Genomic DNA, 24,354 nt, shown 5'->3' on the forward strand with positions numbered 1-24,354 from the left:
AGTCAATATACCAGCAAGGAATATCGAGATGCTATCAAAAAATGCGGCGTAGTTCAAAGTATGAATAGTGACGGTGGTCGCTGTCATGATAATGCTCGATGCGAGAGTATGTGGGCAAGGTTCAAAACGGAGCTTCTCTACGATAGATATGATACCAAATCTATGACTGTCAAAGAGTTAAAAACAGTTATCTGGAGGTACTTCATGTCCTATTGGAACAACCGAAGGATCTGCTCTGCTAACGGAGGACTCCCTCCTGCAGCTAAACGCAGGAAATACTATGATTCACAGCCCGTTGCGGCATAGTGATAAATTTTCCCAAAGAAATCTGCCAACCAATATTGACAATTTCAAAGTGTAATTGTAGCGTATATAATAATGGTAGGGGTTAATAATTATATTCTTGTAAAGCTTTATAATGCTTTTTTAGATGCTAGTTTAAAGTTTGATTCTTACGTATCGAGTAGTTTTTATTACTATGAAGATATTCGCCTTTTGAGCCTTATATCATTCATTTTGTGGATTTTTATTGGATTCGAATATATGAGAAAAGCATACGATGTAAATATGCTTGAAAGTATTAGATATAAATGCGGGAAGGCAGTTGTGGTGTGGGGGAGTCAATTGTTTGTGTTGTTCCAGATGAGCATTATTAGTTCAGTGAATGTCGGGGCTTATGTGTATCTTGGTTTTAAAAAACTGAATAATAATGGTTTGCCTGTAAGTGATATACAAACTTTTTTTATCTGGGATATTGTGATTATGTCATTGAGTGCAATTGCATTGGGAGTGATAATATCAAGATTGAAGAATAGAATTATAGGATATGCTATAATTGTGTTAATAGTTTTATTAATTATTCCTCAACTTGGCGGATTTTGGAATGACTTGCAGAGCATGTATGGCATTCCTGTATTTACAGTGATAGATCTTATAAATCCAATTTCACGTAATTCTTTAGCCGTTTTGGACCCTTTGTATGGATTGACCGTTGAGGGATTCAGAAAGTTTTCGATGATATTAATGCTGATTTCTATGATATACATTAATACTATTCAAGAATTAAAAGGAAGATTATCACGAATAATTGTAAGCAGCTGCGCCCTTGTCATGGCAGCAATATGTATATTTAATATTTATAACAAGGGCAGTGTTTTGGTGGCAGGAAACACACCATATTCATCAATCTCGAGCATGAATGACTATATTGATGATGATTCGTGTAAGGAAAATGAGAAGGCTAGTTTTTGTGTGACTAAATACAATATGAAATTTGATTTGGATAAAGAACTTACTGCTGTAGTTGATATGGATATTGATGCAAGTGAGAATGATGAAGATTTAAAATTTACTTTGTATCGAGGTTATAAGATAAATAGTCTGACAGACGGAAGAGATGACATTAATTACGATCGCGATGGAGATTATATTGTGATTAAGAATGGGGCAACAAAGAATAAGAAGATTCATGTAGAGTATAAGGGCAATAGTCCGATGTTTTATTCTAACACAAAGTCCGCTTTTTTGCCTCAGATGTTTGCTTTTTATCCTAAAGCAGGACTGCATAGTATATACGATGAAAACAGAAAACTGTCGAGTTTTTTAGAAGATGAAACTGAATTCAAGGTGTCGGTTTCTGGACCTAAGTGTGTATCTAATCTACAAGGCTCGAACAATCAGTTCTATGGATTTGCCAGAGGATTTAGCCTCATTGGGGGAAGATGTGAAGAAAGGGTTAAGAATGGCATAAAGGTTCTTGCATATCCTTTGGATGCAAGTTCATACGACGTAGCTGATTGTTTGACTTCGGAAGATTTGAACAGTGAATTAGAAGAGATAAACAAGTTCCTTGATACCAATATTAAATTAGATTATTCAGAAAAGAAAGTAATTGCAATTCCAGAAAATTTGGGATTTAATTCAAATATGAATTGTTTCTATGATTGTGGAGATTGCATTTATATGAGTAATTCTTTGTATGCTTGGGATGTGATTAGAAATGAACTAGAAAAACATTCCGGTAAAGAAAATCTGAGAGAGTCTGTTCTTTCCGTGGCTCCAAGTCGGGATACTGATTTGCAGGAACTAGAAAACTCTGATGAATCAGATGATAGCGCTCAACGTGATGAAGAGGACATGCAATATGACAAAGTGTATTCTTTATATATAGAAAAGATGCAACAATATGGAGTTCAGAAAGTAAATCAAAAAATCATGAAGTATCTTCTTGATGATACTTGTGAGATGGATGAGATTGAGTATTTGAATTCAATCAAGTAGATAATGGAGGTTAGTTAATTGATTACTATAGACAATCTAAATAAATCATTTTGGAGAAAGAGTATTTTAAAAGGAATAACAGTGGAACTAGATAGTAATTGCTATGGTTTACTAGGCCCTAATGGTGCTGGGAAAACCACATTGATCCGATGTATATTGGGATTATATAGAACCAAGAAAGGCAGTATTTCTATTGCTACTGAAAAGTGTATTGGTTATCTTCCTCAAAAGTATGGAGCATTTCGAGAGCTGACGGTACATGATGCGTTGACATATTTTGCAAGAGCCAAAGGGATTCCAAATGGAGAATGTGATCAAGAGATAAAACGTGTATTGGAACTTGTCAATCTTGGCGAAGAGGAAAAGAAACGAGTTGGACATCTTTCCGGAGGTATGTTAAGGCGTGTTGGTATTGCTCAAGCACTTCTTGGGAATCCAGATATAATTATTTTTGATGAGCCAACTGCCGGACTTGATCCAGAAGAGAGAATGAGATTTAATTCTCTTATAAATGATATTAAGGAAGGAAAAACGATACTGATTTCTACTCATATTATTGAGGATTTAGAAGAGACCTGTGATAGAGTCCTTGTTATGAAAAATGGCAATATTATTGCCGATAAAACAGCAGAGGAACTTCAAATAATCGGGGAAAACCAGAAAACAGGTTCTGAAAAATCGATGATGAGGGGATATCTTGCAATAATGGATGGTGCAATAGAATGATTAAAATGACGGTAAATCGTATAATAAAGAGAATATTAGTTTACGTGATTCCTGTGGTTGTAGTGTATTCTATAATTGCATTTCTGAAAAGCGTATATGATATACATGAGTTTTCTGATGAAGAAAAACTTTCTAACATTTCGTCTTTCTTTCAAACTGTGATGCCAATTGTGCTGACTTGGTGGGTACTTATAATCAATAAGAATATTATTCACGATGATGGAAATGAGTTATATAGGATATACATATCTGGATCTTCCAGTGCTCTTTCACATCTAGTATTACAAGGATGCTTTTTCCCTATGATAGTTATCGGGTATTGCATAATCAATATATTAATAATACACATAAATCCTAGTATTATTTTTTATGTTGCACTAGAGAGTTTTTGCTTATCTTCATTGGCATTTATGTTAAACTATATTCTTTCCAATGTTGGTATAGGGCTTATTGTAGTTGGTTTATATGCTTTTTGCATAAATGTTGTTGACTCTTTTGGTTTGTTTAAAAAAATATCCATTTATACGGACGGAGATGAGTTTAACGCGAAAAATGGGGTAATAATGGCTGTTATTGGACTTGTATTCCTTTTGGTTGGGGGCATAAAGTATAATGTAAGACCAAATTATAATTAATGATCATTTTTGGAATTTATAAAACCCGCAGGTCAGGTTGACCTTGTGGGTTTTTAATATTATAATATATGTAGTTTATATATGCATTAAGGAGAGATGGTTTTGAGATATTATATATCGGATTTACATTTTTTTCACAAAAATCTGAACTTTCGAATGGATGAAAGAGGATTTGAGTCTGTCGAAGACATGCACCTATATATGATCGAGCAGTGGAATAAGAAGGTCAAAAAGAAGGATGAAGTAGTTATTCTAGGAGATTTTAGCATAGGAAAGGCAGAGGAGACTGCAGAAATAATAAAAAAATTAAATGGGAAAAAGTCTTTAATAATCGGCAATCATGACCGATTTATAAAACAGAGGACATTTGACTCCGATTTGTTTGAGTGGATTCATCATTATAGAGAATTAAATGATAATAGCAGAAAAGTTATTCTGTCACATTATCCAATCTTTTGTTACAATGGTCAGTATAGAACCAATAAAAAGGGTGAGGCCAAGACATATATGCTCTATGGACACGTTCATAATACATATGACGAGGTTATCGTAAATGATTTCATAAAACAAACGAGGCAGAGGAAGCGGATTCTCGCCAATTCGGATGAGCATACTAGCATTCCTTGTCAGATGATCAATTGTTTTTGTATGTTTTCTGATTATCAGCCTCTGTCTCTTGATGAGTGGATTGAGGTTGATAAGCAGAGAAGAGCTAATATGCCGATACCAGAAGATGTAAATGTTCGATAATGTCACTACTTGACAATGCACACGTAGTATTCATATCGTTGACTTGATTTGTGGATTATGGTATAATTCTACATATAAATATGTGTACTAGAAGCGGAGTATTTATTCAGGAGGTAGTTTCTTGGAAGAAAAAGGATTACAAGCAGCCACGGATTCTGAAGAAATCCAGACAACAGTAGATGGAGTCAGAGCAGTGGACATGCATTTAAGAAATATTCGCGAGATATCTAGTGGAGATGTAGTTTTTTTTCAATCACGAACACAGTTGCATACACCGGGTTTGGGAACATTGATGCCAGAAGCTTATAGAGAGACAGCTGAAGCGACGGAACAGGCGAACGAACTGTTTGAACTAGAGGTTATGCAAGCGATTGATATATCTAAAAGACTTATGGAGAGGGATTTTTTCTTTCGTTGGGTTTCAGTCTATATGCCCCTAAGAGCTCTAGTAGATTCTAGGATAGAGAGAAAATTGTTGAGTTTATTTGAGAGCAATGAGTATCCGACAGGAAAGATTACATTTGCTCTCTCGGGAAATATATTAGATGAAAAAAGTGATGACAAAAGGATATCAGAGAATATTTTAAAATTACGAAACAGAGGATTTCACTTTTTGCTTGAGGGATTTGGAGCAGATAATTGTCCTATGATGAGATTGTCTTCTTTTGAAGTGGACTATTGTTTATTGCATCATGATGTAACCCGTTATATAGGGCAGAGCACGCGAGCTGACAATGCAGTAAATTCCATTGTTGGGTTTGTAAGTGAGATGGGAGCTGAGGCTATAGCAGATGGAATCAAGGATTCCAGTCAAGCTGAAAAGTTGTACGAGTGTGGATGCTCTTATATTGCCGGACCGTTAGCAGGCAAGTATATGAATCCAAGCTACATAAGGAAACCAAAAGAAAAAGATGAAAAAGTTGAAGGGAGTTGACAGCAGTGGACGAAAAAGTTAGAGACGTCCTCGAGCTGCGACGAACCGCAAAGGAGATAAAGCGATATCGAGTGCTTATGCGAAGCGTTGCATTGTTGATTGTTATTCTGATAATAATCGTGGCAATAGCATATGCAATTTCGTATTTCTATGATCGATATGGCGCATTTACGATACGTGTAAACAAGTATGATATGGTTAGACAGGGATTGACATTGTCAGAGACACCAGATTATACGATGGCAAATTCAAGGCTCCAAGCGGACGTCGTCAATGATATGACTAATATCAGCGGAGAGGATTTGCCAAAAAATATCGATATGATAAATGGTCCGCATAATGGTGAGAGTTATATAGCTTATACATTTTATTTGATTAATTCCGGTGATGATACAATCTCATATGAGGGTGTTCTGAACATGGAAAATATTACAAAAGGTGTGGATGATGCCGTCAGAATTGGTGTTTGGATAAATGGTGAACGCAAGATTTATGGAAAAACCAAGAAAGATGGCTCAGGTAGTGAGAAGGATTGCGATAGTACATTCTTATCATCAAATAAGGTAATGCAAACCAAGCATGAGAAAATGGCACCAAAGGCCAAGGATAAGTTTACAGTAGTAATTTGGCTAGAGGGAAATGATCCGGATTGTACCAATGAGATTATTGGCGGTACTCTCAAACTTGGAATGGATTTTCGCATAGTTGAGACAACGTAAGGAGCAGGGAAATGAGTAAGGTATTAAAGGTTGTTGTAAGTGTTTTAGCTTGGATAATTTTGATTGCGGCATTTGTTGTGACCTTGTTGGTTTTCTCCTCGAATAAGAACAATGGTATATCCAATTTCATGGGATATATCCCGATGAAGGTGGAGTCAGATTCGATGAAGCCAACGTTTGAAAAGGGAGATTTGATCATATGTCGTGAGGTCGATGATGTCAAGCAGCTTAAGAAAGGTGATGTAATCACTTTTTGGACAATCATTGAAGGAAAGAAAGCATTAAATACCCATAGAATCACCGGAATTGACGATGACGGAACGAATATTTCCTTTATGACAAGGGGTGATGGCAATCCAAAGGATGATGATTTGCCGGCATTCCAAAGTGATATTGTGGGTAAGTGGACAGAAAAAAGTATTAAAAAAGGTGGAGTTGTTATGGGATTCTTGCAGACTCAGAAGGGATTCTTTATCTGCATTTTGATTCCAATGGCAATATTCTTCTTGTTTGAACTTTACAAGTTCATCTTTGCAGTTATGGAAGTTAAGAAAGCAGGAACCAATAGTGATTTGGACGAAGAAGAGATCAAAAGACGTGCTATTGAAGAGTATCTTGCAGAGAAAGAACAGGAAGAGAACACCGCCAAGAACAGTGAAGAGTCATAAGTAGGTGGTGCATATGAACAGTTTTTTAAAGTGGTTTTTTGCATTTATCTCATCAATGCTTCAGGGCTTTGGAGAGATATTTATAGGAATTTACAGAGGGTTGAGACAAGTGTTTAACATTCCTGGATACGTGGAGCAATTCCGCAAATACAGCGGAAGCTTCAGTGTCGGAGAGTGGATTCTTGCGGTCTTAGCCCTGATTTTAGTGGTTGCAGTTTATGTTTTGTTGATATTTATGATTCTTTTGTTCATTCGTAAATATCTGAGATTTAGACACTCCATAGTAAGCGATGAGGACTTGCTGGAGGAGATATCGCTGTTACAACAGAAGGTAATGAAGCTCGTCAAAGAAAAGGACGAGATTATGGCCATGAAAGTATCTGCTATGGGAGTTGGCGGAGGAACAGGACTTCCGGGAACAACTGGCGATTTCCAAAATGCCGAGGGTGAAGAAGTAGAACAACATGAAGTTACGGAAGATGGTATTATCCAGACAGCCGAGATGAGATTCTCCAAGCTCATGGAGGTTGATACATTCTACAAAACATATACTCCACCTGAATATGATAATGACATAACTCTCGAAGAGATAGTAGATAGATATAGAAACTTTGCATGTTCAAGGATGCACTTGTACTATGAACACAAGACTATCAGACTATTTTTAGCCGGTATGGCATCCACTAAGCTTTTGATTCTCCAAGGTATATCTGGTACAGGTAAGACATCCTTGCCGTATTCTTTTGGAAAATTCTTGCAAGTAGATACAACTATTGCTTCTGTTCAGCCGTCTTGGAGAGATAGGACGGAGCTCTTCGGATATTTCAACGAGTTCACCAAGAGCTTCAATGAGACAGAGGTTTTGAAGAGAATCTATTCATCTGGCTACAACAATGACGTAAACCTTATTCTTTTGGACGAGATGAATATCGCCCGCGTTGAGTACTACTTTGCGGAGATGTTGTCAATCCTTGAAATGCCAAATGCAGATGAGTGGGAACTTGATTTGGTTCCTAATGTGTGGAGCACTGACCCTGTCAAACTTGACAAGGGTAAGCTTGTGATTCCACAGAATGTATGGTATATCGGAACAGCGAATAACGATGACTCAACATTCTCAATTGCGGATAAGGTATACGACCGTGCGCAGCCAATTAATCTAGATGCCAAGGGTATTGCATTTGATGCTCCGGATACGCCACCAATCAACTTGGGATTTGATCACTTGACAGAACTTTTCCAAGAGGCGTTCAGTATGTATCCAATCTCACAGGAGAATTTGAAGAAGATACAGCAGCTTGACCTCTGGGTAATCGAGAAAATCAGAGTTGCGTTTGGTAACCGTATTTTGATGCAGATGGGACTTTTTGTTCCGGTATATGTTGCAGCAGGTGGAGAAGAACTAGATGGAATCGATTATGTTCTTGCAACGAAAATATTCCGTAAGTTTGAATCGCTGAACCTAGCTATGCTCAGGGAAGAGCTAAAAGAATTGTGCAATTATCTTGTCAAGTTGTTTGGTAAGGGCAACATGAAGGAATCAATTGCTTATTTGGAGCGCTTGCAGAAATTGTTCTAAGGGGGTGGAGTCATGGCAGAATCACTAGCTCAATTATATACTGATTTTCATGATATTATCCAACACCTGGATGAGGACGAGTTGTTTGCAAATCTCAATTCTGCGCTACACCGAAGCCGCAATACCTTTGCGGTAAATAGAAAGTTGATGCAGAAAGCAATTGATGTTTCGTGGGTGGAGGCTATTGAAAATGGTCTGATTCACGTGGATAATGTAATTCGTAATCCTCGAAGAACAATAGAAGATGTTGAGGAAGTTGTGCCTATAGCCCTTTCGAAAAAGATTACAGTTGAGAGCATTAAGCACCTTGCACAACATACAGATTATATACAGAGTGTGGATCCCAAGACCGGGAAGATAACACCATCAAAGATACTAAATGTATACAAAGAGGAAACTCTTGAAACGTACGAGAATAAGTTCGTCAACACATTGGTTGACAGGCTTTATATATTTATCAATTCAAGATATGAAAAATTGGTCCAGATAACTAAGGATGAGCAGGCATTTTCTCTTGGCTATAATACCGTAATAGATGACGGCAAAGGTGGCAAGATGAAGATAGATGTCAAGCTCGAGACGGTATCAGACCTTGAATCATATGATGAAAGTGGATATAGTGTATGGCAGAGGGTTGAAAAACTCAAAAGTACTATCGAGGGGTACAAGGGCTCAGAATTATGTACAACCCTAGGTAATAGTTTTATTCGCCCCCCTGTTATGAGAACCAATGCCATCATGAAAAATGTTGATCTCAAAGCCTGTCTGGCTCTATGGCAGTACATAGAAAGCTATGATAAGGCGGGATATGAAATCAATATGGAAGATACAGCGGTAGAAGCTGAAGATGATTATATAGAGAATTTTTACCGCTTAGCGCTGATGCAGATGGTTTTGTTCCGCTATCAAGTTGATGAAAAAAATGCCGATGAGGCATTTAAAACTCTCAAAAAGAAGAGTTATACCGGGATGAAACCCAAATTTGTCAAAAAGTTTGACAAAGAGCTTTCACCTGATTACGATATTACTGTAGATGGCGTTGCAGGTTATATAGATGAAGATGGCGAAAAAGAGTTTGTTAGAACTATGCCGGCGGATCCTGCAAGAATGTTTGAAGAAATAAACAAAGCCATAACTATAGAGAAGGCTTACCGAGAGAAGCTTGAAAACGAGCGCTTGATGAAGTTGCAAGCTGAGGAAGAAGCCAGAAAACGCCGTGAAGAGAGGGAGAGAATCGAGCGAGAGCGCGAGGAAAGACGTGAGGCTCTTCGGAGGAAAAAGGAAGAAGAACAGCGTCGCCTAGAGGAGATGCTCGCCAAGAAAAAAGCAGAGCAGGAAGCGGCAGAGAGAGAAAGACAGCGCCAAGAAGAGGAGCGATTGGCACTGCTCGAAGAAAAGCGCAAAAAAGAAGAGGAAGAGCGCAAGAGACGAGAAGAACAAGAGAGAATCGAGGCAGAGAGAAAGCGTCTTGAAGAAGAGAAGAGCTTGGTTCGTTCTGAACTCGGAGACGCCGAGGGAATTGATATTAATGTAGAAGTGACGGACGACCAGGAAGAAAAGATGGAGATGGACGAAGTCCTAGCACAAGTAACTGAGGAAGAAATCGAAGAAGTCAAGGCCAATATGGAGGAAGACGATATAAGCGAGGATCCAAGGGAAGTTGTTGCAAGGATGAAGATAGAACAGCAAAAGCTTGAGAAAGAGAGAATCGCAGCAGAGAGAGCGGCCAAACTCAAGGAAATGAGGAATTACTATGAAAGTAAATCCTTTGAGACTATTTACAGAGAGTATACTTATAATCCGATTTATCTCATTCCAAGGCTATTTACAGCTTTGATGGTTTTGTTGTTCAATAGAATTCCGGCGGATACTGATAATCCGGATTGGAAGCGCAAGGCAGCCAGTATTGCTGCGGCCAAGGAAGCAAAGAAGCGTGCCAAGGAAGAGCAGAAGACTATGGAAAAATACTACAGAAAGTATGCTACTTCGGCTAAGTATTCATTCCTTAGAAGTATAGATGATGCTAAGTTCAAACGCATGCGCAAGAAGCAAGATAAGAATAGGCCAAAGCAGCCATATGTACCACCTACGCGAACTCCTGAAGAGGAGAAGGCAATTCGCGAACAGATGAAGAAGTACTATCGCGAGTACCATGTTAGCAGGGTGGAGAGAATAAGACGCTGGTGGGAAGAGCAAACTAGAAAATATGGAGATGGAACTGATGGAGAAACAGGAAACAAAGCAGCCTAAAGGCGGCAATGCTAAGAAAAAAGCTAGTATAACTTTTATCATAAGTGTGTTTCTTGTTGTATTAACCCTTGTGTTGTGCGTTTTGGCATTTGTCTTAACGCAGAATCTCAAGCGTGGAAAGCCCACGATGATTGCAGGGCATTGTTTGATGAGAATCGCCACTGGAAGCATGGAACCGACACTTCATGTCGATGATTTCATATACATTACTAAAGTAGATGCTTCAACATTGAAGGCCGGAGATATCATAGTTTATAAGTCTCAAGAGGAGAGCACGGACGGCGCACTGATTACCCACAGAATTGTGGAAGTGAAGGCTGACGGAACATTTTCCACGAAAGGAGATGCAAATACCGCTGTAGACAGTGAAAATGTTCAGCCAAGTCAGGTTATTGGCCGGTTTGAAAAAAAATCTAGAATTTTTTTGTGGCTTTCTGGCTTTGGGGACTTCAGAAAGTTGGCAATTCTGTCGATAATGATAGTGATACTTGTTATTGCTATGCACGAAACTAGAACTATCATGCGACTTGGAAAGCAAGTTAGGGAAGAAAGATCCTATGAAGAAAGGATGCGGCTTGCTATCGAAGAAGAGAAAAAGAGATTAGCAGAGGAGGATAGGTAAGGTGACACAAGAAGATATCATGAAGAGACGAATGCATCTTGCGATTATCTTCGCAGTCGTTATGGCAATCGGAATGATTGTATTTATAGGATTATACATAGACGAGACGAGACGGATTCAAGTTAAGTATAGAGAACAATTTGTATCATGTTTGAATCATACTTCGGATTCGCTTGACTCTTATATAAACGCAGATGGTGATTATGAGTTTCGCTATAGAAAGATTATTAGCGACATGAGTGCAGCAAACAGTTTTAGTTTTCTCCTAGAGAATCTGACTGAAAAGCAAAAGATCACAATCAACGAACTTAATACAATCCTCATCAAGTACCCTAAGCAGATGAATGATAAGAAGAAGTTGGGGGCATATAAGAAAGCAGTCGATGATTTGGCACAAAACCTAGACAAGGGCTTTGATGAAGCAAATGAGATTATCAACCAGATAGACAGAATGGGAAAGTGATGGAGGTTGTCCTGAGGAGGTAAAGATATGAGTGATTGGGCAAAAAAGAGAAAACTTAAAAAAGAAATTAAGATTTGTATGCAGACGATAAACGAAATGGAGAGAAAACGCTCCCGTTCACAGTCGGCATTAGTACAGGCCGTTCTATTGCAGGAGACGCCTGATGAGCGCGATGTAGAGTGGTTTAATAAATATACCGGGGAGATTACAGCTGTTCGTTCCCACATGACGGAGTTACAAAAGCAGCTAAATAGTCTCTAGAAACAAAGATAAAATGGCACGTTATATCTACGATGTTTGTAATATCATGCAACGTTAGAAAAGGAGGTTATATTATGAAAAAGGAAAAGAATATGGCAATTAAAATAAGCAATAAAAAGAAACTTGTGTCAGCTACAGCGATGCTGCTAGTATCAGCACTTATGCTTGGACTGACAACATATGCATGGTTCACCATGAGTAAGGAGCTTGAGGTTACAGGTATCAAGATGACAGCGGCTACTCCAAAGGGAGTGCAGATTTCTCTTGGTGCACTGACCGGAGGAGCGCTATCAGACAGCAAAGGTATTATTACCGGAGCAACAGCAGCTAATCCAGCAGTTGATTCGGATTGGTCAAATAAAGCAGATGTAAGTAAGTACTATTCATTTGGTAAATTGTTCCCTGCTTCTTCAGTAAATGGTGCCAACATCTTTTACACAGGTGATGCGACTGGAGTAGGAAGAACTCTTAAAGATGGAGCTGTATTTGCGACACCAGACCCAGATTCTCAAGTAGCTAAATTACATGCATATACTAGCACAGAAAAAACTGATACCGCACTAACTCCTTCGTGGACGCCTGAACCAGCGCTAGACTTTACAACAACCAATGATGATGGTTATTATGTTGATATTCCAGTTTGGTTCAGAACATCGGATTCTGCTGGAGTGAAGCTCACAGTCGAGGGATATGTTACTAATTCAAGTGATGCTAATTCAAATGATGACATATATGAGGCAACTAGAGTAGCTGTATTAAATGCGGATCTTTCAGCTAATCAAGGTATAGTTGATTTGAAGAAAGCAACAGCATTTGGAACGGGCAACGATTCGATAATAGATTCATATAATTATTATTCTAGACAAGGTGGAAGTGGTGATCCAAAAGCTGTATCAGCTACATCACCTAGTTGGGCAAACGTGGATAAGGTTATTTCATCAGGAGATGATAAAGAAAATGTTGTTGACTTGACTGGCGCTTCTTATAAGGGAACAACCGATGGAAGCAATGGTGGATACGGTGGAGCCCTTAAGAAGATTATACGTGTTTGGATTGAAGGTGAGGATAAAGAGTGCTACAATCCTAATGCAGCAGAAACCTTTAGAATTGCTCTCAAATTCAAGTAATCAATAAACATAATTTCATAAGAATATACAAAAAACACCATATTTTGAAAAAATATGGTGTTTTTTTTCTGGAATTATGTTACAATTATGATACATGGCATTTGTCACAGTGAGATAAACTATGAGTTTGGATTATAATGTGACACATAAGAAAAAAGAGAAAACTAAGAAATGAGGTAATTGATAATGAGTAATCAGAGAAAAGCTCTTGTAACACACATTTTTACAGCAGATCCATCTGCGCATGTGTTCGATGATAAGATCTATATCTATCCTTCACATGACCTTCCACATGATGGTGAGGACAATGATAATGGTGACGAGTATCTTATGGAGGACTATCATGTTCTCTCTATGGATGATATAGATGCAGAGTGTGTTGATAACGGTGAAGCACTTCACATGAAGGATGTACCTTGGGTAAGTAAGCAGATGTGGGCACCGGATCTTGTAAAGAAGAATGGAAAATATTACTTGGTATTCCCTGCTCGTGATAAGGATGGAATCTTCCGTATCGGCGTTGCAGAGAGTGATAGCCCTGTCGGACCATTTACACCAGAACCAAACTATATCGAGGGAACATACAGTATCGATCCTGCTGTATTCCACGACGATGATGACAAAGTGTATATGTACTATGGTGGACTCTGGGGCGGACAGTTGGAGAACTGGAAGACTGGAGAGTTTGATCCGGATGGCAAGGAGCCAGCTGCAGATGAGCCAGCTATCGGACCTATGGTAGCAGAGCTTAAGGACAATATCAAGGAGCTTGCTTCAGAGCCAATGCACATCAAGATTTTGGATGAGAATGGCGAGGAGCTCAGAGCAGGTGATGAGGACCGTCGTTACTTTGAGGGACCATGGATGCATAAGTACAATGATACTTACTATCTTTCATACTCAACAGGTACAACACACTATATCGTATATGCTACAAGCAAGGATCCTAAGGGACCATTTACATATCGTGGACGTATCCTTGAGCCAGTTATTGGATGGACAACTCACCACTCAATCATTGAGTATCATGGAAAATGGTATTTGTTCTATCATGACTGCGAAGTATCTAAGGGAATCAACCACAGAAGATGTGTTAAGTTCGTTGAGCTTGAGTACAATGAGGATGGAACAATTAAGACTATCCAGCCATAATGTGAATAAGCAGTTTCGCGTCGGGTTTAATGCCCGACGCTTTTTTTGGGAATCTCGTAAGACAATTATTGACTAAATTATGCCATAGGTATGTGGTTTAATACATGATATAGGATTATTCTGTAAAAAAGGAGAGAGTTTTTATGAGAAGATTTGAAATAAAAGATTTGACTAAGATGACGTTGGTATGTATGTCTGTTGCTGCATTGTCTGCATCTGTGATTTCTACAGGAGTAGAAGCAAAAAAGAAAAATCCAATTAAACCGAAAGTGACTAAGAAAATAGAACTTAAAGAGGGCAAGTCAAAGAAGATTTCCGTGAAGGGACGCTTTGTAGTATCGAAGAAATTCAAGAGCTCCAAGCCAACTGTTGCAAAGGTTGGAAAGAAGGGAAAAGTTACAGCTCTTAAAGCGGGAAATTGCAAGATTACGATAAAGGTTAAGTATAAGAAGAAGAAAAAAGCCAAGAAGACTTTTACGAAGAAATATATATGTAAGGTAAAAGTTACAGCAAATAATAAAACAGTTATTCGCCAAGAAGGCGAGGAAAAGCCGGTTAGTGACAAGTTTGTCAAGCAGATGTCCAAAGTTTCATTAGATTTGATTCAACGTGTCTCTAAAAAGGCAAAAGCAAATGAAAATATTCTGATATCACCTGAGTCAATAGTTACCGCTTCCATGCTTGCGGCTAATGGAGCAGAAAATGACACATTATCGGAGTTTGAGAATACGCTGTGCGGAGAGCTCGGATTAAAGGGATTTAATGAGGATTTATCAACATATAATGATAACCTGATGTCCTCAGTAAATGTGGATTTTTCCATGGCTAATTCCATATGGGCGAAGGATCAAAAAGGTTTTAGTATTAAGGATAGTTACAAAGAGGTAGTGAAAAAATATTACAATGCTGAAACTCTTCTCGAACCATTTGACAAGAATACAGTTGAAAAAATTAACAGTTGGGTAAAAAAGAATACTGACAATATGATTGATAAGATTATTGACAATATTCCTAGTGATGCTAGAGCATATCTCATTAATGCACTTGCATTTACAGGAGAATGGGCTGAACAGTACAGAGATGGAAGCGTCAAACAGGGAGAAAAGTTTACGGATGCCAGCGGCAAAGAGAAGGATGCAACTATGTTGGTTGGATCTGAATATGGATATGTTTCAGGAGAAAACTTCACTGGATTTACAAAACCATATAAGGGCGGAAGGTATGAATTTATGGCTCTTTTGCCTAAAGAGGGTATGACAACTGCAGAGTTGTTAGCATCTTTTGAGGAAGATGATTTGTCCAAAATATACAAGAATGAGGAAAGAGGTATGGTTTATACCAAAATGCCTGAATTCAAATATAGTTATGAAACTGCTTTGAAAGATGTTTTTATGGATATGGGAATCAAGAATGCGTTTGACAGTGGAAAAGCAAACTTTACTAACATGGCAACATTTTATGATAACATATTTATAGATGATATTTTACATAAGACTTTTATAGAGCTTGACCGTAATGGAACAAAAGCGGCAGCAGTTACGGTAGTGGCAATGCGAGCAGCATCTGCATATTCTGACCCAAAGGAAGTTGTACTTGATAGACCATTTGTGTACGCAATTGTTAATTCCAAGACTGGATTGCCGGTATTTGTTGGCGTGGTAAATACGTTGTAATAAAACCCAGTAAGAAATAATTTTTTCTGCCAAAAAAAAAATTAGCACTCACCTCTTGACAGTGCTAACAATTGGTGCTATAATATGGTCAGAACAAAGGAATAGAGAAGATTCTAAGTAAGAATCCAAACACTCCTTCCCTTGCTCATGAAACTTATTTAATTATATTTTTCTTGAGAAGGAGGAATGACTTATGTTACTACCTAGTATTTTTGGAGAGAATTTGTTGGATGACTGGATGGATTTTCCAAGGATGGATTTCGGAGATATCGACCGAAAACTCTATGGAAAGAGAGCTGCACAGGTTATGAAGACTGATGTGCATGAGCATGATGACAAGTATGAGCTTGATATTGATCTTCCTGGATTTAAGAAGGACGAGATTAAGTTATCACTTGAAAATGGTTACTTGTCAGTAAGCGCTGCTAAGGGACTTGATAAGGAAGAAAAGGATAAGAAGGGTAAACTTATCCGTCAGGAACGTTATGCAGGTTCTTTGCAGAGAAGTTTTTATGTAGGAGATGCAGTTAAGCAGGAAGATATAAAGGCTAAGTTCGAAGATGGAGTTTTGAAATTATCAATTCCTAAGAATGAAGCAGAGAAACTTCCAAAAAAACAGTATATAGCTATTGAAGGATAATACATGATTTAAGGGATATCATAGCTGCACATTATGGCGTGGCTGTGGTATCCCTCTGGTTTTTCTTCACATCCTACTCATTGATAGAATTGATTTCTTCTTTTTTTTTCTTGACAAATGTTCCGTTAGGATATATAATCGTAGATAGTAATTGAATATTACCGAAACCGATGACGCGGGGATAAAGGTAAGAGAGACGCTTACAGAGAGCTGGGGAGCTGAGAACCAGTAGTAGTTGCTTATTATAATGGGCCGCTGAGGGCATGGTCAAAGGTGACAATAGTTGCTGAGTATTCCATGACGTGAATGCATACGTGAGTTGCAAGGAGTATGTTGGTACTCTGATAAGTGTGTGGTAATCCACAAAGCAAGGTGGCACCGCGGTATTGATTATGATTTACCGTCCTTGATGATAATTAAGTTTATCATCAAGGACTTTTTTGTTTATATGGATTAATTCTAGACATAATGCATATACAATGGGAATCGAGGATATCGTATAACACATGACGTCGGAGAAGTAGTAAGGAGGCGAATGATGGTGAATATGATACCTGAAAAGGAAACAGCAAAGAAGTTTAAAGGAGAATACAATTATATTCCCGTATGTGCTGAGATTCTATCAGACATTACGACACCTATAAAGGTGTTAAAAAAGCTAAAAGCAGTTAGCAATCATTGTTTTTTGTTGGAGAGCGTTGAGAATTTGGAAAAGACAGGAAGATATACTTTTTTAGGATTTGATCCAAAGCTCAATATAACATGTACCAATGGGTTGTTGACGGTAATTGATTCTAATGGAAATACTCTCAAAGAAGAGAGAGTTAATCATCCCAAGGAATATATAAATGAAGTGATTAATTCACACAAAAGTCCGAGAATTGCGGGGTTACCTTCATTTACCGGCGGATTGGTCGGATACTTTTCATTTGACTATATTAAGTATGCGTTTCCAACTCTAAATCTTGATGCAAAGGATGAAGAAAACTTTAGAGACGTGGATCTTATGTTGTTTGATAAAGTGATAGCATTTGACAATATACGAAATAAAATCAGTATAATTGTAAATGCATCTTTGGATGATTTAGATAAAAGTTATGATGATGCAGCAAAGAAGATTGAAGAGATAATTGATATTATCGAGAAGGGCGAAGATGCAGAAATCAGTGAACCAAAGCTTCTATCTGAATTCAAACCAATGTTTGAAAAAGAAGAGTTTTGTTCAATGGTTGAGAAAGCCAAGAATTACATATTTGAGGGAGATATATTCCAGGCGGTGCTATCCAATCGAATGGAAGCAAAGTTTGAAGGTAGTCTCTTCGAAGCATATAGAATTCTAAGGAGTCTTAATCCATCACCATATATGTTCTATTTTAGCGGTGATGATATGGAAGTTGCAGGAGCTTCACCGGAGACACTTGTAAAGTTAGAAGATGGAATCTTACATACATATCCTTTGGCGGGAACTAGACCGAGAGGAAAGGATGAAGCCGAGGATGCCATGTTGGAAGAAGAGCTATTACAAGATGAGAAAGAGTTGGCTGAGCATAACATGCTAGTGGACTTGGGAAGAAATGATCTGGGTAAAGTCAGCGAATTTGGAACTGTTGAGATGGAAGACTATATGTCAGTGTCAAGGTATTCTCACGTTATGCACATCGGCTCAACTGTTAGAGGTGTTATGAGAAAAGACATTCCTATCACAGAGGCAATTGATGCTATTCTACCGGCGGGAACTTTGTCTGGTGCACCTAAGATAAGAGCATGTGAGATAATCAACGAGCTCGAGAATAATAAGAGAGGAATTTACGGTGGAGCAATAGGATATATTGATTTTACCGGAAACCTTGACACTTGTATAGCAATCAGAATTGCTTATAAGAAAAATGGCAAACTTTTTGTTAGATCCGGAGCTGGTATCGTGGCAGATAGTCAACCGGAGAAGGAATTCGAAGAGTGTATTAATAAGGCAAAAGCTGTTGTAAAAGCAGTTGAGATGTCAAGTGAAAGGGAGGGATTATAATGATATTATTAATAGATAATTATGACTCATTTTCCTATAATCTTTACCAAGTAGTTGGAGTAATTAATCCAGATATTAAAGTAATTAGAAATGATGAGTATACAGTTGATCAGATAGAAGAGATGAAACCAAGTCATATAATAATATCTCCTGGTCCCGGACGTCCGGAGAATGCGGGGATATGCGAGGAAGTCGTTAAAAGATTCAAGAATAGAATACCGATACTTGGCGTATGTCTTGGACATCAAGGAATATGTGAGGCGCTAGGTGCCAAGATAACATATGCTAAGGAGCTTATGCATGGTAAAACGTCTGTTGTAGATATCGACAACGGAACATTTATCTTCTCTGGATTAAAGAGCAAGATAAAAGTTGCGAGATATCATTCTTTGGCAGTTGATGAATCGACGCTGCCAGATGAACTGGGCGTTATCGGAAGAGCCGATGATGGTGAAATAATGGCTGTAAGCAATAAAGAAGGTCTTGTATATGGATTGCAGTTCCATCCGGAGTCGATTCTCACACCTGACGGAAGGAAGATTATGGAGAATTTCCTTGCAATAGAGATTGCATAAATAGACCATATAATATAATTGAAGTTTAATTTTGAATGGAGGAATTGTTATGATTAAAGAAGCAATAGGTAAATTAGTTAATGGACAGGATTTGGAAAGAGAAGAAGTTTTAAGAGTAATGACAGAGATTATGTCTGGAGAAGCAGAGCAGGCACAGGCCGCATCTTATCTCACATCACTTCACATGAAGGGTGAGACAGTAGAAGAGATATCTGCTTCTGCAGAGGGAATGAGAAGTTTTGCAAGAAGACTAGATAGACACGGTGCAGAGGTTATCGACATTGTTGGAACTGGCGGAGATAAGTCCAATTCCTTCAATATTTCTACAGCAGCTGCTGTTGTTACAAGCGCATGCGGAGTGAAGGTTGCAAAGCACGGAAATAGAGCGGCATCAAGTAAGTGCGGTACAGCAGATTGTCTCGAAGAACTTGGTGTAAATATTGAGATAGAACCAGAGGATAATGCCAAGGTGTTGCAGGATACAAATATGTGCTTTATGTTTGCGCAAAAGTATCATCCGGCCATGAGATATGTGGGACCAATCAGAAAGTCCATCGGAATTCCTACAGTATTTAATATCCTTGGACCACTTACTAATCCAGCTTATAATACACACCAGCTCTTGGGTGTCTATGACGAGAGCCTACTTGAGCCGGTTGCCAACGCACTTAAGGATCTTGGACAAAAGGCAGCAATGGTTGTATATGGAACGGATGGATTAGATGAAATCAGCCTCAGCGCCCCAACTAAGGTATATGAGTTGAGAGATGGAGATATTACATCGTACGAAATCAATCCGGAGGATTATGGTCTGGAAAAATGTTCCAAGGATGAGCTTGTTGGAGGAACACCTGAGGAGAATGCGAGGATTCTTCTTGGAGTTGTTAAGGGAGAGATAAATGGTCCGAAGAGAGATGCGGTACTTCTGAATGCCGGAGCAGCTATCCATATCATGAAAGGCGTTTCAATAAAAGAGGGAATTGAGATTGCAAGAGAAGCTATTGATTCAGGAAAAGCTTATGAACAATTGACAAGTTTTATTGCGGCAACAAATGCAGTTGCAGTATAAAGATTACTTGTGTTTATATCTTGGAAGCAAAGGAGTATGGTGATGATTTTAGATGAAATAGCTGATTGTACCAGGACCAGAGTTGAGGAATGCAAGAGAAAAACACCTCTGGATGAGATGAAGAGGATAGCGCTTGACATGCCGGCGAAGAGTGATTTTCCCTTTTATAAAGCACTTTCTAAGGAGAGTTTGTCCTTTATCTGTGAGGTGAAGAAAGCTTCACCTTCGAAGGAAATTATAGCGGAAGATTTTCCTTATCTTGAAATTGCAAGAGAATACGAAAAAGCCGGAGCCGATGCCATATCATGTTTGACTGAACCAAAGTATTTTCTTGGGAGAGATGAATACTTGCGAGAGATTGCAGCAGAAGTAAGCATACCGGTACTTCGCAAAGACTTTACAGTAGATTCTTATATGATCTATGAAGCAAGAGCTCTCGGGGCATCAGCAGTGTTGCTTATTTGTTCGATTCTGGAGAAGAACCAATTGCAAGAATATGCATTACTGGCCGAGGAATTAGGTTTATCTACACTTGTAGAAGCGCACGACTCTGAAGAAATAGGTATGGCCTTGGAGATTGGTGCAAAGATAATAGGAGTGAATAACAGAAATCTCAAAAATTTCGAGGTGGATGTTAATAATTCTGGCAACCTAAGAAAGCTTGTTCCGGAGGATGTTGTCTTTGTTTCCGAGAGCGGAATTAAGAATCGAAGTGACATCGAAAAGCTAGAGGCTAACGGAACTAATGCGGTTTTAATAGGAGAAACTTTGATGAGAAGTTCTGATAAAAAAGCGGCGTTAGATGAATTGAAAGGTTTGTGATGTCATGAGAGTCAAGTACTGTGGGATGATGAGAGATGAGGATATTAGGGTTGTCAACAAGTTGCTTCCTGAATATGTTGGATTTATATTCGCAGAATCCCCTAGGCAAATAACTGAAGAGAAAGCGAGAAGGTTCAGAGATATGCTTGACAAAAGGATACAAACTGTCGGAGTATTTGTCAATGAAGATATAATGACAGTTGCATATTATCTGAAAAATAGTATAATAGATATTGCACAGCTTCACGGCAATGAGGACTTGGAATATGTTGAAAAGCTAAAAGAGATGACGGGAAAGCCAGTTATCAAAGCCTTTGCCGTGAGAAGTGAAGATGATATTATCAATGCTATGAAATACAAGGTGGATTACTATTTATTTGATGCTTACAGTAAGGCAAGAGCTGGTGGAAACGGCAAGGTTTTTAATTGGGAAATCTTGAAGAAATATAGCCAGCAAGTTGACAGACCATTTTTCCTTGCTGGAGGGTTAACAGCCGATAATGTAGAAGAGGCTATGGACGTGGGAGCGTATGCCCTTGATCTTAGTTCGGGACTTGAGACAGAAGGTCGCAAGGATCCGGAAAAGATGGAATTGATAATGGATATTATTAGGAGGTCAAAATGAGTAAAGGAAGATTCGGTATTCACGGTGGACAGTATATACCTGAGACACTAATGAATGCTATTAATGAAGTTGAGGAAGCATATAATAAATACAAAGAAGATCCTGAATTTAATAGAGAATTAACAGAGCTGTACAATGAGTATGCAGGCCGTCCAAGCCGACTTTATTATGCAAGTAGAATGACAGAGGATTTGGGCGGAGCGAAGATTTATCTCAAGAGAGAGGATCTTAATCACACTGGATCCCATAAGATCAATAATGTTCTCGGTCAGATGCTTTTGGCCAAGAAGATGGGCAAAACTCGCGTTATCGCAGAGACAGGTGCAGGACAGCATGGTGTTGCAACCGCAACTGTGGCAGCTATGATGAATATGGAATGCGAGATATTCATGGGAAGTGAAGACTGCGAGAGACAGGCTCTCAATGTATATAGAATGCGTCTTCTGGGTGCCAAAGTTCATCCAGTTGAGACGGGAACTAAGACTCTCAAGGATGCAGTATCAGAGACATTTAAAGAATGGACAAGAAGAATAGATGACACTCATTACGTTCTCGGATCTGTTATGGGACCATATCCATTTCCGGAAATGGTCAGAAGCTTTCAAGCTGTTATCAGTCGCGAGATAAAGCAGCAAATGCTTGAAAAAGAAGGACGACTTCCCGATGTGGTTATGGCATGCGTCGGTGGCGGATCAAATGCTATCGGAGCATTTTACCACTTTATAGAAGATAAGGATGTCAGGCTCATAGGTTGCGAGGCAGCAGGTAGGGGAATCGATACCTTTGAAACCGCTGCTACTATCAATACAGGAAAGCTTGGAATATTTCACGGGATGAAATCATACTTCTGCCAAGATGAGTACGGACAGATTGCTCCTGTTTACTCGATTTCTGCAGGACTGGATTATCCTGGAATCGGGCCGGAGCATGCTAATCTTCATGATACAGGACGAGCTGAGTATGTGGCAGTTACAGATGATGAGGCAGTTGATGCTTTTGAGTACCTATCTCGAATCGAGGGAGTTATTCCAGCTATTGAGAGTGCCCATGCAGTTGCCCATGCAATCAAGCTTGCGCCTACTCTTGATAAAGATAAGATAATTGTAATTAACGTTTCGGGACGTGGTGATAAGGACGTTGCGGCTATTGCAAGATATAGAGGGGAGAATTTGTATGAGTAAGATTAGAGAAGCCTTTGCAAACGGCAAAGCATTTATCCCATTTTTGACCTGCGGTGACCCATCGCTGGAGGCCACGAAGAAAAATGTTCTGGCAATGGTGAGAGCTGGCGCAGACCTCATCGAGCTTGGGATACCTTTTTCCGATCCCACAGCAGAAGGTGAAGTGATCATGGATGCCAGTCTCAGAGCCCTAAATGCTGGAACAACTACTGACAAAGTATTTTCCATGGTAGAGGAGCTTAGAAGTGAGATTGATACTCCTATGGTATTTATGACATATGCCAATGTGCTTTTCTCATATGGAATCGAGAGATTCGCCAAGAGAAGCAAGGAGGTAGGAATAGATGGATTTATCCTTCCGGATATCCCATATGAGGAAAAAGAAGAATTTGAGGAACCATGTAAGAAATACGGCTTAGATCTGATTTCTCTTGTGGCACCTACAAGTCACGACAGAATCAAGATGATTGCCGGAGATGCCAGTGGATTTTTGTATTGTGTATCTAGTCTTGGGGTAACAGGTGTTCGCGCCAAGATAAGTACAGATATCGGCGGAATGATAGACATTGCCAAGAGTGTCTCTGATATTCCATGTGCAGTTGGATTTGGCATATCTACACCGGAGCAAGCTGGGGAAATGTCCCGATTTGCCGACGGTGTTATCGTTGGATCTGCCATCGTCAAAATCTGCCAAGAGTATGGCGAGGAGGCAGCTGCTCACATCGAAGAATATGTCAAGAAGATGAAGGAAGCAATTAGTTAAAATCTAGATAAATATAGTCCTAATATATGATTTATTTGCACAACATAAGTGATAGAATGAACTAGTAGTAAAAAAATCATATGTTAGGAGGGCAATTATGGGTTTATTTGACAAGAAATTTTGCGATGTCTGTGGTGAGAAGATCAAGCTTTTGGGAAATCGCAAGTTAGAAGACGGAAATTTATGTAAAAGTTGTGCATCAAAGCTATCCCCTTGGTTTAGCGAGAGAAGACACTCTACGGTGGCAAGTATCAAGGAACAGCTTGCATATCGTGAAGCAAACAAGGAGAAAGTTGAGAGATTTCACTCGACAAAAACAATTGGTGACAGAACCAAAGTTTACCTCGATGAGGCTGCAAAAAACTTTATGGTAACATCCGCGGGAAATATTAGAGAGGCCAATCCAGATGTGCTAGCTTTTGCAGATGTCACAGGATGTCATCTCGATATCGATGAGGATAAGTACGAAGAAAAGTTTACAGACGACGAGGGAAATGAAAAGAGTTATAATCCCCCAAGATATCGCTATGAATATGATTTTACAATTATTATAAATGTAAATAATCCATATTTTGATGATATTAGATTTAGATTAAACAGTAGTTCAGTTGAGGGTGACTCCAGGGTTGAGTATGATAAATACAAAGATATGGGCGAAGAGATAGTGGCAGCACTGACAAACATTCACGAGGAAGTCCGTGAACAAACTATCTCGGCAAACGAGCCTAAAAAGACAATTGTATGTCCATTCTGCGGGGCAACAGGAATTCCAACAGCAGCAGGAACATGCGAATACTGCGGAGCATCACTCTAGAGG

Annotated in this window: 25 protein-coding genes; all 25 read left to right on the forward strand. The window is 38.9% G+C overall.

Annotation, left to right across the window (positions count from 1 at the left end; translation table 11 throughout):
• Positions 1 to 306: integrase core domain-containing protein (locus tag L877_RS0102070; protein WP_026834679.1), on the forward strand; the 306-nt coding region annotated here is incomplete at its 5' end.
• A 237-nt stretch (positions 307 to 543) separates the two neighbouring features.
• Positions 544 to 2,280 (forward strand): hypothetical protein, encoded by a 1,737-nt coding sequence (locus L877_RS0102075; protein ID WP_156922961.1) that lies wholly within the window; start codon positions 544 to 546, stop codon positions 2,278 to 2,280.
• A gap of 18 nt (positions 2,281 to 2,298) precedes the next feature.
• Complete coding sequence (locus tag L877_RS0102080) at positions 2,299 to 3,006, forward strand: ABC transporter ATP-binding protein (RefSeq protein WP_026834681.1); 708 nt, start codon at positions 2,299 to 2,301, stop codon at positions 3,004 to 3,006.
• Positions 3,003 to 3,641 carry a hypothetical protein gene (locus L877_RS0102085; protein WP_026834682.1) on the forward strand — a complete coding sequence of 213 codons (639 nt, stop codon included), beginning with the start codon at positions 3,003 to 3,005 and terminating at the stop codon, positions 3,639 to 3,641. Before L877_RS0102080 ends, L877_RS0102085 begins: the two co-directional genes overlap by 4 nt.
• Before the next feature lie 96 nt (positions 3,642 to 3,737).
• Positions 3,738 to 4,391 (forward strand): metallophosphoesterase family protein, encoded by a 654-nt coding sequence (locus L877_RS0102090; RefSeq protein WP_341349119.1) that lies wholly within the window; start codon positions 3,738 to 3,740, stop codon positions 4,389 to 4,391.
• A 121-nt stretch (positions 4,392 to 4,512) separates the two neighbouring features.
• The gene (locus L877_RS0102095; RefSeq protein ID WP_051437612.1) at positions 4,513 to 5,325 is read left to right on the forward strand and encodes an EAL domain-containing protein; all 813 of its coding nucleotides are present in this window, start codon (positions 4,513 to 4,515) and stop codon (positions 5,323 to 5,325) included.
• A 5-nt stretch (positions 5,326 to 5,330) separates the two neighbouring features.
• Positions 5,331 to 6,044, forward strand: coding sequence for a hypothetical protein (locus tag L877_RS0102100; protein WP_242837105.1), 714 nt, complete (start codon positions 5,331 to 5,333; stop codon positions 6,042 to 6,044).
• Between the two features lie 11 nt (positions 6,045 to 6,055).
• Positions 6,056 to 6,712, forward strand: coding sequence for a signal peptidase I (locus L877_RS0102105; RefSeq protein ID WP_026834686.1), 657 nt, complete (start codon positions 6,056 to 6,058; stop codon positions 6,710 to 6,712).
• Between the two features lie 13 nt (positions 6,713 to 6,725).
• Positions 6,726 to 8,291: a hypothetical protein gene (locus L877_RS0102110; protein ID WP_026834687.1), complete on the forward strand. Its 1,566-nt coding sequence runs from the start codon at positions 6,726 to 6,728 to the stop codon at positions 8,289 to 8,291.
• A 12-nt stretch (positions 8,292 to 8,303) separates the two neighbouring features.
• The gene (locus tag L877_RS13280) at positions 8,304 to 10,541 is read left to right on the forward strand and encodes a DUF2357 domain-containing protein (RefSeq protein WP_026834688.1); all 2,238 of its coding nucleotides are present in this window, start codon (positions 8,304 to 8,306) and stop codon (positions 10,539 to 10,541) included.
• Entirely contained in the window at positions 10,513 to 11,163 is a 651-nt protein-coding gene (locus L877_RS13285; RefSeq protein ID WP_026834689.1) for a signal peptidase I, read from the forward strand. The genes L877_RS13280 and L877_RS13285 overlap by 29 nt, the downstream gene beginning before the upstream one ends.
• 1 nt (position 11,164) lies before the next feature.
• Positions 11,165 to 11,626 (forward strand): hypothetical protein, encoded by a 462-nt coding sequence (locus L877_RS0102125; RefSeq protein ID WP_026834690.1) that lies wholly within the window; start codon positions 11,165 to 11,167, stop codon positions 11,624 to 11,626.
• 27 nt (positions 11,627 to 11,653) lie between these two features.
• On the forward strand, positions 11,654 to 11,887 hold the full coding sequence (locus L877_RS0102130) for a hypothetical protein (protein WP_026834691.1): 234 nt from the start codon (positions 11,654 to 11,656) through the stop codon (positions 11,885 to 11,887).
• Positions 11,888 to 11,961: 74 nt separating this feature from the next.
• Positions 11,962 to 13,014, forward strand: coding sequence for a hypothetical protein (locus L877_RS0102135; protein WP_026834692.1), 1,053 nt, complete (start codon positions 11,962 to 11,964; stop codon positions 13,012 to 13,014).
• 186 nt (positions 13,015 to 13,200) lie between these two features.
• Positions 13,201 to 14,166: a glycoside hydrolase family 43 protein gene (locus tag L877_RS0102140; protein WP_026834693.1), complete on the forward strand. Its 966-nt coding sequence runs from the start codon at positions 13,201 to 13,203 to the stop codon at positions 14,164 to 14,166.
• A 143-nt stretch (positions 14,167 to 14,309) separates the two neighbouring features.
• A complete protein-coding gene (locus tag L877_RS11770) occupies positions 14,310 to 15,839 on the forward strand; it encodes a serpin family protein (RefSeq protein WP_051437613.1) in 1,530 nt (509 codons plus the stop codon).
• A 193-nt stretch (positions 15,840 to 16,032) separates the two neighbouring features.
• Positions 16,033 to 16,479, forward strand: a complete 447-nt coding sequence (locus L877_RS0102150) for an Hsp20/alpha crystallin family protein (RefSeq protein WP_026834694.1) — start codon at positions 16,033 to 16,035, stop codon at positions 16,477 to 16,479.
• Positions 16,480 to 17,017: 538 nt separating this feature from the next.
• Positions 17,018 to 18,502 (forward strand): anthranilate synthase component I, encoded by a 1,485-nt coding sequence (trpE, locus tag L877_RS0102155; protein ID WP_242837109.1) that lies wholly within the window; start codon positions 17,018 to 17,020, stop codon positions 18,500 to 18,502.
• Complete coding sequence (locus L877_RS0102160; protein WP_026834696.1) at positions 18,502 to 19,077, forward strand: anthranilate synthase component II; 576 nt, start codon at positions 18,502 to 18,504, stop codon at positions 19,075 to 19,077. Before trpE ends, L877_RS0102160 begins: the two co-directional genes overlap by 1 nt.
• A 49-nt stretch (positions 19,078 to 19,126) precedes the next feature.
• Positions 19,127 to 20,146, forward strand: a complete 1,020-nt coding sequence (gene trpD / locus L877_RS0102165; RefSeq protein ID WP_026834697.1) for an anthranilate phosphoribosyltransferase — start codon at positions 19,127 to 19,129, stop codon at positions 20,144 to 20,146.
• A gap of 42 nt (positions 20,147 to 20,188) precedes the next feature.
• Complete coding sequence (gene trpC / locus L877_RS0102170; protein ID WP_034784892.1) at positions 20,189 to 20,968, forward strand: indole-3-glycerol phosphate synthase TrpC; 780 nt, start codon at positions 20,189 to 20,191, stop codon at positions 20,966 to 20,968.
• A gap of 4 nt (positions 20,969 to 20,972) precedes the next feature.
• Positions 20,973 to 21,593 carry a phosphoribosylanthranilate isomerase gene (locus tag L877_RS0102175; protein ID WP_026834699.1) on the forward strand — a complete coding sequence of 207 codons (621 nt, stop codon included), beginning with the start codon at positions 20,973 to 20,975 and terminating at the stop codon, positions 21,591 to 21,593.
• Entirely contained in the window at positions 21,590 to 22,774 is a 1,185-nt protein-coding gene (gene trpB / locus L877_RS0102180) for a tryptophan synthase subunit beta (RefSeq protein ID WP_026834700.1), read from the forward strand. Before L877_RS0102175 ends, trpB begins: the two co-directional genes overlap by 4 nt.
• Complete coding sequence (gene trpA, locus L877_RS0102185) at positions 22,767 to 23,537, forward strand: tryptophan synthase subunit alpha (RefSeq protein ID WP_026834701.1); 771 nt, start codon at positions 22,767 to 22,769, stop codon at positions 23,535 to 23,537. Before trpB ends, trpA begins: the two co-directional genes overlap by 8 nt.
• A gap of 97 nt (positions 23,538 to 23,634) precedes the next feature.
• Positions 23,635 to 24,351 carry a DUF4428 domain-containing protein gene (locus L877_RS0102190; RefSeq protein WP_026834702.1) on the forward strand — a complete coding sequence of 239 codons (717 nt, stop codon included), beginning with the start codon at positions 23,635 to 23,637 and terminating at the stop codon, positions 24,349 to 24,351.
• Positions 24,352 to 24,354: the final 3 nt, after the last annotated feature.

Source organism: Eubacterium xylanophilum ATCC 35991, from assembly GCF_000518685.1.
Lineage (GTDB): Bacteria > Bacillota > Clostridia > Lachnospirales > Lachnospiraceae > Eubacterium_F > Eubacterium_F xylanophilum.